The organism is Nocardia sp. NPDC050717, from assembly GCF_040654275.1.
GTDB lineage: Bacteria > Actinomycetota > Actinomycetes > Mycobacteriales > Mycobacteriaceae > Nocardia.
Window position 1 is genome coordinate 316,151 of sequence record NZ_JBFAHR010000005.1, and the last position, 8,094, is coordinate 324,244.

Consider the following 8,094-nt stretch of genomic DNA (forward strand, 5'->3'; position numbering starts at 1 on the left):
GGTGACGCACCCGAGCGCGGGTCAAGGGGGCTGGCGGCGTGTCGGCCGCTGCGGGAACCTGGACACATGGCGTGGGCGCTGGCACACGTCAGGGTCCCGGGTGAGGGAGTGATGGTGTGAGGACGAAGCGGCGAGGCGACACCAAGGTCGCGTGTGGACGACGGGCGCTGCTGGACGAACTCGGCATCTCCGAGGGCACCCGGCGCGCGGCGCCGGAGCGGACCGGCTACGGCTGCGGCTGCCCCGAATGTGTGGCCAGACAGTGGAATACGCAGCGGCTCGAGCACTGGATCTGTGGCCGTCTCACGGCGGCGGGAGCCGACGAGGCGCAGGTCGACGCCCGCGTCGACGACATCCCCGTCGACGTCTACTGGCGTCGCGGCGACCGTCGCTGCGTGGTGGAGGTGCGCACCGGCCCGCTCGACATCACCGCCGCCCGCGCCCACCGTGAGCGGCTGCGGGCCGCGGGGATCGACGATGTGCTGTGGGTCTGCCCGCGCGGCTACTGGGTGCCGCTGGTGCCCGCGGTCGGCATCGCCGACTTCGCGCCCGCGTCCGCCGACTACCGCGTCGACCAGGGCATGCTGGCGGCGGGGGAGTCCGGGTTCGCGACGGCGTCGCGGGCGAGCTGGGAACTGCGCGATGTCCTCGCGGGCTGGGTGAACGGTGAGATCCACTGGGGACACGTGGATCTGATGACAGGAGGGTGGGCCGAGGTGGGCACCTGGGAACGGCATACCGGGGCGCAGGCCGCCCTGATCGAACAGCAGCGCAAGCAACTGCGCGACCAGCGGGTGGAGCTGGCGGTGTCGCGCCAGACCGTGCGGGACAAGCAGAAGCTCGTCTCCCGCCTGCACCACCGGATCGATCGGGCGGGCGTGAACGCCGACGCCGAGGCCATCACGCTGGCGGGCGTGCGCAGCGAGCTCGTCGCGCAGCAGCGGATCGCGGCCGGTCTGCGGGCGACGATCGCGCGGATGGATCGCACGATCAATCAGTGGCAGTGGCTCACCTGCTGCGCGATGCTGCTGTGCGTGACGCTGATGGCGGGCGCGATGGTGATGCGCTGAGCCGCATCGGCGTTCGTTCCCACCGCCAGTCGTTGCGCAGCACCAGCCCGGCCAGGTCGAGCAGCTCGAGACCGGTCTCGGCGCGCAGCGCGGCGAGGGCGCGGCGATCGTAGGGGCCGCGCGCCAGGTCGGCGGTGAGGCGTGCCTCGACGGCGGGGTCGATCGGGCGGGCGCGCAGCGCGGCCTCGTCGAGGGCACTGCCCGTCCAGGCGTGCCAGCCCCAGCCGTTGGCGTCGGCGTGCGCGCGGCCGAGCTCGCACTGGACCCTGGTGTGGTGGAAGGCGATCCGGCCCAGCGGGACGACGTCGATCAGCGTGATCCGCCCGTCGGTGAATTGCGCGGCGACCGCCGGATAGTGCACCTGGTCCTGCTCACCGAACCGGTAGGTGAGCGCGACCGGTTCCTCCTGGAAGGCCGTCACCCTCGGGTCGGCGTCGAGGCTGCGCAGGAGGCGGGCGGTGAGCGCGGAGTCGTAGGCCACGTCGCGGCCGATGGAGGCGAGATAGAACCGGCCGCGGCCGTCGTCGTCGCCGTCGGCGACCCGGGCCGAGGCGGTGGGCAGCGGTGCGGGCGTGCCGTCGCCCCCGGCGATGTCGTCGAGCAGCGCGTCGAGGTCGTCGGTCTCGTCGAGCGGTCGCAATTTGGCCAGGATGCTGGCGGTCTTCTTCTGCCAGCCGAGGATTCGCTGCATCACGTACCCGGCGACCCGCTTGGCGTCGGTCTGGTCGTGCCCGGCCAGGCGCAGCTTGAGATAGGACCACTCCATCGCCACCAGATCGGTGTCGGTGGCATAGGTCTCGGCGAGCAGCGTCCGGACCAGGCGCAGATCGCCGACATCACGCGGGTAGCGGTGGGCGAACACCGCGGCGCTGCGATGCCCGGAGCGGGCGACTTCGCGCAGGAGCTGGCCGATGGCCTTGGCGTAGAGCTGGCGGACCCGGTCGCGGGCCAGGTCGTAGCGGGCGCCGATGCGGGTGAGGGTTTCCGGGCGCTGCCCGCCGATGCCCAGCCGCAGGGCGACGATCTTCGCGTCCCTTGCGGCGCGTTCGGCATGCTCGACCAGCAGCTCGGCGACCAGCTCGTCGAGCTCCTCCAGCTCGAAGGACACCTCCGCGGCGATGTCGTGGTCGAGTTCGCGCCCGCTCCCGGCTCTCACTGGCCATCCTCCCGCTCGGCTCGCTGTGTCGGGTCAGCGTAGCCGGGGCCACCGACAGCGCCCGTTCAGATCGCGGTGATGTATTCGCCGTAGAACAGGCACAACCCGATCGCCGACGCGATGCCGGCGAGCACCCAGAACCGGATGATCACCGCGGTCTCCGGCCAGTTGTTCAGCTCGAAGTGGTGATGGAACGGCGCCATCCGGAACAGCCGGGTGTGCGTCGTACGGAACACCACGATCTGCAGCAGCACCGACAGGATCTCGGCGACGAACAGCGCGCCGAGCACCACCGCGAGCAGTTCGGTGCGGCTGGTGATCGACAGCCCCGCCACCAGCCCGCCGAGCCCGAGCGACCCGGTGTCGCCCATGAAGATCTTGGCGGGCGCCGCGTTCCACCACAGGAACCCGATGCACGCGCCCGCCGCCGCGGCGCTCACGACCGCCAGGTCGAGCGGGTCGCGCACGTTGTAGCAGCCACGCCCCGGATCGAGCTCACACGAGTTCTCGAACTGCCACAGCGTGATCACCACGTACGCGCCGAGGGTCAGGCTCATGGAACCGGCGGCCAGCCCGTCGAGGCCGTCGGTGATGTTGACCGCGTTCGACCAGGCCACCACCAGCAGGCAGATGAACGCGACGAAGATCAGCGAGGTGAAGGCGATGGTGTTGATGTCACGGACATAGGAGAGGTTGTTGCTCGCCGGGGTGAGGCCGGTGGCGCCGGGGAAGCGCAGGATCAGCACGGCGAACACGACGGCCGCACCGATCTGCCCGAGGTATTTGCCCGCCGCCGTCAGCCCGAGGTTGCGGTGTTTGCGCAGCTTGATGGAGTCGTCGAGGAATCCGACCATGCCCAGCGCGGAGGCCAGCAGCAGCACGAGGATGCCGGAGGCGCTGGGTCCGGGCGCGTTCCACAGCAGCCCGATCAGATGCGAGCCGAGGAACCCCACCCACACACCCGCGCCGATCGCGAGCCCTCCCATCGTCGGGGTGCCGCGTTTGGTCTGGTGACTGGCCGGTCCATCGATCCGGATCTCCTGCCCGAACCCGCGCCGGGCGAACACCCGGATGAGTACCGGGGTGAGGGTGATGGTCACGAACAGGGCGATCCCCGCCGACAACAGGATCTGCCTCAACTGCTCGCCTCTCCCTGCCGCCGTCCACCGCGCCACCACCGGCCGGGCGACGCCGAGTGCCGATCCTAGGGGAGTGCGGTCCCCGTCCGGCAAAGGAGTGACCTGGGTTACATCGGATGATCTTCCCCGGAACAGCAAGAAGGCCCCGGTCGAAACCGGGGCCTTCTTGTGGTGCGCGATACTGGGATTGAACCAGTGACCTCTTCCGTGTCAGGGAAGCGCTCTCCCGCTGAGCTAATCGCGCGAGGTGGAGACGGGAATCGAACCCGTGTGCACGGCTTTGCAGGCCGTTGCCTCACCACTCGGCCACTCCACCGCGCAAAGGAGGATGGCATGATGCCTAACCTACCTCTCGAGCGGATGACGGGATTCGAACCCGCGACCCTCACCTTGGCAAGGTGATGCGCTACCAGCTGCGCTACATCCGCATTCACACTCCGGAGTGGCCGGCCTGGCGGCTAGCTGCTCTCCGTGGTGCGAGAGAAACATTAGCCGACGGTCGGCGCAGACTACAAATCGGCTGGTAGATGGGCCTAAATGTGAATTACAGGGGTGTTGTTCCCGCGGTCGGGAGATGGTCGCGGCGCTGAATCGTCCGTGGCGCCCCGGTGAACGCCCGATGGCCCATGACATGAAAAAACATAGATATGCGCATCAAATGATGTTCGCGGCATCTGCCACCCGGGCGGCATCCGTCGCCCGGGACAGGGCGGGGCGGCGGCCGCACCCGTCCAGCGAGCGCACGGAAGCCCGATGCTCCCCGTCACGAGGCGATTTGGTGTCACACGGGTACCCCGTGCTAATGTTCCATCTCGTTCGAGAGGCACCCCCGAAGCCCCTCGGCGCACAGTTCGGTCCCATAGCTCAGCGGGAGAGCGTCCGCCTCACACGCGGAAGGTCGCTGGTTCGAAACCAGCTGGGACCACTCCGAGAATGCAGGTCAGCAGCCTTCGCTGCTGGCCTGCATTTTTTTGCTACATACCTGTGGGGCTGATCGTGAACGCTGATCGAACGAATCCGAGGCCTGTCCCGGCGCTGATCGACGGCGCACAAGTCCTGCGGGTTGCCGAGATCGGCGACTTGGCACCGATCGGTCGCACACGCCACACCGTTGCCGGGACCGTGGTCGACGGCTTCGCCGCACTCGCGATCGCCCGCTACGACGGCGGCGACGGGGCCTACCTGTTCTACTGCGACGCCGAGTGGAACTGTGTCACCGACACCTACCACTCGGATATCGCCGCGGCGATCGAGCAGGCCGAGTTCGAGTTCGGACCGGTCCGATTCACGACGCCGTAGTCCGACGGCGACCGTCTCCAGGTGATGGGCGGGCTCGCCATCGTGCTGGTCGAGCGGTGCCTTTGCATCGGCCGCGGGCATCGCGCATCCACCGCGGTACACGGAAAGTCAGTGAGTGGACGTGGCGCGGGCGTGTAGGAATATGCAGGTCCCGTTGCAGTTCGTCGGACCATTCATCGACTACTGCATGTGGACGTCTGGGCTACGGCCACTCGACCTGATGGTCGACAGCTGAAGATCATCGCGGTCCCAGCGTCGCGCTTGCAGTGTGCCCGATGGATGTCAACAGGGTGCACCGCGCGTGCGTCGCCGCGGATCCCGGGCGGATGCGGTGCTGTGTGCCCGATGTGATGACGGTCGGTTGGCCGAGTTCGGCTGAGCCGCACCGACGTCCGGACGTGGTGTGTCCGTGGAATCGCCGGGCGGTGGTCGGGTCGTCGACCTAGGCTGGTGTCGAGAGGCGCGGCGTCGGGCGGCGAGCGGTGGCTGGTTGACCGCCACCGGAGGACGCCGGTGGTTCCGAGTAGACAGGGGGTGCCGGCGCGATGTCCGAGCACGGAACGCAGGCTGCCCGGATCCGCACACCTTGGCACGTGTGGGTGGTCGGAGTGGTGCTCCTGCTGCTGAATCTGGGCGGGGTCTACGACCAGGTGATGGCGTTGTCGGAGAACGCCGAGTACTTCCGGTCGCAGGGTTACACGGCCGAGCAGGTCGCGTACTTCACCGACTACCCGCTCCTGCTCGCAGTGTTCTGGACCGTCGGGGTGTGGGGCGGACTCCTCGCGGCGGTGCTGCTGCTGGCGCGGAGCCGCTGGGCCTTCGCGGCGGCGACCGCGGGCGTAGTCGGTCAGATCGTTTTGGCGCTGGTCACCTACGGTTTCCGGGACCGTCTGGACATTCTGGGGACGCGCTTGGCGCTGTTCGACCTGGTGGTCTTCCTGCTCTCGGTCGCGTTCGCGGCCTACTGCCACCGGATGGTTCGCCGTGGCGTGCTGCGCTGAGCCGAGCCGGGGTCGTTGGTTGTCCGGCGGCGCGGGGTTGTGCATACTGGGCCACATGACTTCTAGTCGAAAGGGCGTCGAGCGCCCAGGCCGTTGAGCCGCACGCCGGTCCTCGAACCGGCTTCCTCGCTCGATCGAGCGGAATTTCTGATTGCTTCGCCGCGCGTCCGCGCGTCCACCACGTGGTGGGACGATGCCCGGCTGCGCCTGTGGTCGCGGGTGCGTGACTTCGCCGTGCCCTGGTCGATGATCGAGACGGCCACTGCCAGAAGGCGAGTCGGCGACTGGGCGGGCGCCTGTGCCGCGGCCGGCGTGGATGTCGACCTCGAACTCCGTGCGGTGGCGCGGACGCACGGTCGGGATCTGGCCGCTCGGGTGCGCGACGATCTGCGGTATCTGGCGCCGGATCTGCTGCGCTGGCATCTCCCTCGGGTGGCGCCCGACGGTCTGCTGCGGCCGGGGCTGACGATCTCCCTGGCCAGCTACGACGGAAGCTGTTCGGAGCGAACGCAACCCGTCCACGTGGTGGTGCGCACCGCACCCGCGTGGGCGGATGCCGGACAGCGGATCGCGCTGGCGGTGTGGGACGGGGCGTCGCCGACACTGCACCCGCACCCACGCCCGGATCGGCGCTATCGGCTCGACCTGCACCGGCACCTGTGGGATGCCCGCCGAACGCAGGACCTGCGAATCCGTTCCGGGGCAGCACGATTCGACGACAGCGGCGGCCTCGGGTCCGATACCGACCGGTGCAACGGGCTACCCGAACGTGGTGGGGACCGGTGCGGTGGGCTACCTGAACGCGACGGTGGCCGGTGCGGTGGGCTACCTGAACGCGACGGTGGCCGGTGCGGTGGGCTACCTGAACGCGACGGTGGCCGGTGCAGTGGGCTACCCGAACGTGGTGGGGACCGGTGCGGTGGGCTACCTGAACGCGACGGTGGCCGGTGCAGTGGGCTACCCGAATGCGGTGGGGACGGGGACGGGTGTCGTGGGCTACCCGAACGTGGTGGGGACCGGCGTAGCGGGCTACCCGAACACGAGGAGAACCGGCGCGGTGGGCTGGTGGCAGCCGGATCCGAGGTGGACCGGTGGGCGGTCCCGCGCTCATGTGACGCCGCCGACGATCCGTGGGCCGAGCTTGTGGCGGCGGGTTTCGCCGTCGACCGCTGGGCGGCGGAAGCCGACATCCTGTTGCGAGCCGAGCGGCGTGCCGGGCCGTTCGTGGTGCGACTCGGGGGACGACGCCACCTGGTGCTCGAGATCGACGGCGGGAGAGTGCGGATCCTGCCCGACCATCCGCGCGCCGAAACCTCCTCGCTCCCCGTCCTTCCCGATGCCGCGACCCGGGTGCTGCCCGACCTTGCATTGCTGCGATCCGGCGCGATCACCCCGGACCGCTTGCATCCGCTGGTCGCCGAGGCGCTCGCGCCCGGTCGCGGCCCGGCGGATCGCCCGCGCCGCGACTCGGGACAGCTGCAGCAGACACTTGTCCACTGCCGGGGTGAACGTCACCGGATCGGCCTGGTCGACGGGGTGCTGTCCGCCCTGGATCACGACCCGGCCGAGATCCGGCGGGAGGAGTTGCTGGTCGCGTTGACCGGCACGCCGCTGCCGTGCCTGCAGGTCATCGATGCGGCGCACCGTCGCCCGGACTGGCTGACCGGTGTCCGGGAGCGCCTCGACCACGGCGACACCGCCGGCGCGCTGGCCCTCGTCGAAGGCCTGCTCGGCACCGAAGCGGTCCTGCGCGACGGACCCCTGCGCGAGGCACTCGATGCCACAGTGCGACAACGCATCACCTACGGCATGTTCCGTGCCAGCCTACCAGCCCCCGGCCGCAACGGTCCACCGCTACCACCCCGACCCGGTGACCGTCGCAGACGGCCGCGCACCGACCCCGCGCGTCGACCTGCCCGTTGACCCGCACATCAGTCCCGCGCATCGTCTCGTGCGCCTGGCCCGCCGACCGATTTACACACTGCCCGCCGCGCCCAGAGATTCGCGCGCCCAACCCCGTCGATCGACCCCACGCTGTCCCCACGAATCGACCCGCACAACGACCGACGCTGCCCTGCACACCGACCCGCGCAACGGCCCGTGCATCGACCCCCGCTGACCTGCGGATCGATCGACCCGCTGTGACCTGCGGATTGTCGCGCGCTGGCCGGCGGATTGGCCTGTGCCGACCTGCGGATTGGCCCGCGCTGGCCCGCGGATCCACCCGCGGTGACCTGTGGAGCGACCCGCGGTGAACTGCGGATTGGCCCGCGGTGACCCGCGGATCCACCCGCGGTGACCTGTGGAGCGACCCGCGGTGAACTGCGGATCGGCCCGCGGTGACCCGCGGATCCACCCGCGGTGACCTGTGGAGCGACCCGCGGTGAACTGCGGATCGGCCCGCGGTGACCCGCGGATCCACCCGCGGT

Annotated in this window: 6 protein-coding genes and 4 tRNA genes; 5 read left to right on the plus strand and 5 right to left on the minus strand. The window is 69.8% G+C overall.

Features of this window, described 5'->3' with window-relative positions; all coding sequences use genetic code 11:
• Nucleotides 1-116: 116 nt before the first annotated feature.
• A complete protein-coding gene (locus AB0H56_RS14020) occupies nucleotides 117-1,070 on the plus strand; it encodes a hypothetical protein (protein WP_357161948.1) in 954 nt (317 codons plus the stop codon).
• On the opposite strand, the gene AB0H56_RS14025 is transcribed toward AB0H56_RS14020, so the two are convergent.
• The 5 genes from AB0H56_RS14025 to AB0H56_RS14045 form a co-directional block, all read right to left on the minus strand.
• Nucleotides 1,009-2,226, minus strand: coding sequence for a hypothetical protein (locus tag AB0H56_RS14025; protein ID WP_357161951.1), 1,218 nt, complete (start codon nucleotides 2,224-2,226; stop codon nucleotides 1,009-1,011). The two genes, AB0H56_RS14020 and AB0H56_RS14025, sit on opposite strands and share 62 nt — an antisense overlap.
• A 65-nt stretch (nucleotides 2,227-2,291) precedes the next feature.
• Nucleotides 2,292-3,365: a phospho-N-acetylmuramoyl-pentapeptide-transferase gene (gene mraY, locus AB0H56_RS14030; protein ID WP_357161954.1), complete on the minus strand. Its 1,074-nt coding sequence runs from the start codon at nucleotides 3,363-3,365 to the stop codon at nucleotides 2,292-2,294.
• Nucleotides 3,366-3,534: 169 nt separating this feature from the next.
• Nucleotides 3,535-3,609 (minus strand) — tRNA-Val (locus tag AB0H56_RS14035).
• A 1-nt stretch (nucleotide 3,610) separates the two neighbouring features.
• Nucleotides 3,611-3,681: transfer RNA gene (locus AB0H56_RS14040), tRNA-Cys, on the minus strand.
• Nucleotides 3,682-3,720: 39 nt separating this feature from the next.
• A tRNA-Gly gene (locus AB0H56_RS14045) sits at nucleotides 3,721-3,793 on the minus strand.
• A gap of 425 nt (nucleotides 3,794-4,218) precedes the next feature.
• Between AB0H56_RS14045 and AB0H56_RS14050 the strand changes: the two genes are divergently transcribed.
• The 4 genes from AB0H56_RS14050 to AB0H56_RS14065 all read left to right on the plus strand — a co-directional run bounded on the left by AB0H56_RS14050 (nucleotide 4,219) and on the right by AB0H56_RS14065 (nucleotide 7,588).
• Nucleotides 4,219-4,290 (plus strand) — tRNA-Val (locus tag AB0H56_RS14050).
• A 59-nt stretch (nucleotides 4,291-4,349) separates the two neighbouring features.
• The gene (locus tag AB0H56_RS14055) at nucleotides 4,350-4,664 is read left to right on the plus strand and encodes a hypothetical protein (protein ID WP_357161957.1); all 315 of its coding nucleotides are present in this window, start codon (nucleotides 4,350-4,352) and stop codon (nucleotides 4,662-4,664) included.
• Nucleotides 4,665-5,209: 545 nt separating this feature from the next.
• Complete coding sequence (locus AB0H56_RS14060) at nucleotides 5,210-5,665, plus strand: hypothetical protein (protein ID WP_357161960.1); 456 nt, start codon at nucleotides 5,210-5,212, stop codon at nucleotides 5,663-5,665.
• Between the two features lie 1,065 nt (nucleotides 5,666-6,730).
• Entirely contained in the window at nucleotides 6,731-7,588 is an 858-nt protein-coding gene (locus AB0H56_RS14065; RefSeq protein WP_357161963.1) for a hypothetical protein, read from the plus strand.
• The last annotated feature ends 506 nt before the right edge of the window (nucleotides 7,589-8,094 follow it).